Source organism: Bartonella sp. CM86QHHN, assembly GCF_042194695.1.
Lineage (GTDB): Bacteria > Pseudomonadota > Alphaproteobacteria > Rhizobiales > Rhizobiaceae > Bartonella.
Genome location: NZ_JBHIND010000066.1, coordinates 1 through 1398, shown reverse-complemented (window position 1 = coordinate 1398; position 1398 = coordinate 1). Strand labels below are relative to the sequence as shown.

At 34.0% G+C, this 1398-nt stretch carries 2 protein-coding genes and 1 pseudogene; 1 reads left to right on the top strand and 2 read right to left on the bottom strand.

The window, feature by feature from the left end:
- The first annotated feature begins 231 nt into the window (after positions 1–231).
- On the top strand, positions 232–897 hold the full coding sequence (locus ACFIKX_RS07700; RefSeq protein WP_375627972.1) for a hypothetical protein: 666 nt from the start codon (positions 232–234) through the stop codon (positions 895–897).
- On the opposite strand, the gene ACFIKX_RS07695 is transcribed toward ACFIKX_RS07700, so the two are convergent.
- On the bottom strand, positions 845–1159 hold the full coding sequence (locus ACFIKX_RS07695) for a hypothetical protein (protein ID WP_375627971.1): 315 nt from the start codon (positions 1157–1159) through the stop codon (positions 845–847). The genes ACFIKX_RS07700 and ACFIKX_RS07695 overlap by 53 nt on opposite strands.
- A gap of 10 nt (positions 1160–1169) precedes the next feature.
- Positions 1170–1398, bottom strand: a pseudogene (locus ACFIKX_RS07690) (hypothetical protein); the annotation flags it as partial.

The window sequence follows — 1398 nt, the reverse complement described above, 5'->3', positions numbered from 1 at the left end:
TGATAGCCATTGTTTAAAACGCAAGTAACGCATTCCACCGCCTTCAAAACGGCGCGATTGAAAATTCACGGTACCACTGAATATGTCACCCTCGGCATTGCGAAACGCCCACCCCGTTTTGGTACCTAGATCAAAACAAAGAATCGTGTTAATCACCGCTCATCTCCATACAAAATGTGTTTTATAAGGTTGTTTTTTTCTGAAAAGTAGAAAGAGAAAGGCGTATGAAATATGCTTAATGAAATAGAAAATGCTTGGCATTTGATTAATAACAGTACTGTCATATCTACCATTATTGCTACGCTTTTTATCAGTATTGGAGGTTTTTTGTTTAAGTATTTTAAACTTTGTAAAAGAAGAAAAGCTTCAGAACAAAAGCTAACTGTGACAAGTGATCCAATAATATTTCTACCAAGGTTAGAGCGTAAAGAACCGCGTAAAATCCCCTTAATTTTTATACCCTTAATCATTAAAAACCCTACAAAAAAAGATATTAGAATCAAACAAATACGTCTTATTGAAGAAAGCCCTTTTGAACTTATTGCTGCTATGGTATGTAATCCCATTTCTATTGGATTTTCTAGAATGGATCCTAAATGTATCTCTTTCGAAAGAAATTTGATAAAACCGCAACGTAGTATACAATATTTTAAAAAGGGACGTTTTATAAATCCACCATCAGAACAGTTGTTAGAGTTATTTAATCTAAAAAGCCGCAGTGAGTTGTCATTAACACTATATATTTCCCCTCTAAGCTCAAATGATATAGTTGACCCTGAATTTTTCATAAGGCATACTGCACCGTATAATCCAAAGAAAACAATCGAAGTGAGCTTTTGTCCTGTTAGCTTCGACGGATTAAAGACATGGGAAATGTTTTTTGAAATTGCTGATTAAACTGTATATCTTGTGGTTTAATTCTTTCTATTTTTTTGTGTAAACTTGCAATCTGTCCATCAATAGAAGTTACCTGTTTATTTATTAATGTTTCTTGATTTTTAATTATTGTGTCCTTTTCCCTAATTATTTCATCTTGTTCATCTATCTGTTCTTGTAGGTCAGAAGCCTTGAAATAATAGTGTAAAGTAAACAGTGAGACCACAATAATTGGAATGTTATTGATGATATGACCTATGACAAATGACATTACATCTTCCATCTTTCTCTCCTCACTTACCCTTCTTCTTACTCTTCTTATTCTTATGAGGCGGCGCTTTTACTGCTTCATCACGCTGTTTAAGCTCTTGCTTCAGTTCTTCAATTTCCTCGTCGTCATGTTCTTCTATCTTTTGTTTAAGTTCTTTAATTTCCGTATCACGTGATTGCACATCTGCTTTTAGTGCCTGTATCTTTTCACTTTTCCGTGTAAACTCTTCTCGATACGCATCTATACTTTGT

Excerpts from the sequence above, each read along its gene's own strand:
- ACFIKX_RS07695 (WP_375627971.1), bottom strand. The coding sequence starts at position 1,159 with ATGGAAGATGTAATGTCATTTGTCATAGGTCATATCATCAATAACATT.
- ACFIKX_RS07700 (WP_375627972.1), top strand. The coding sequence starts at position 232 with ATGCTTAATGAAATAGAAAATGCTTGGCATTTGATTAATAACAGTACT.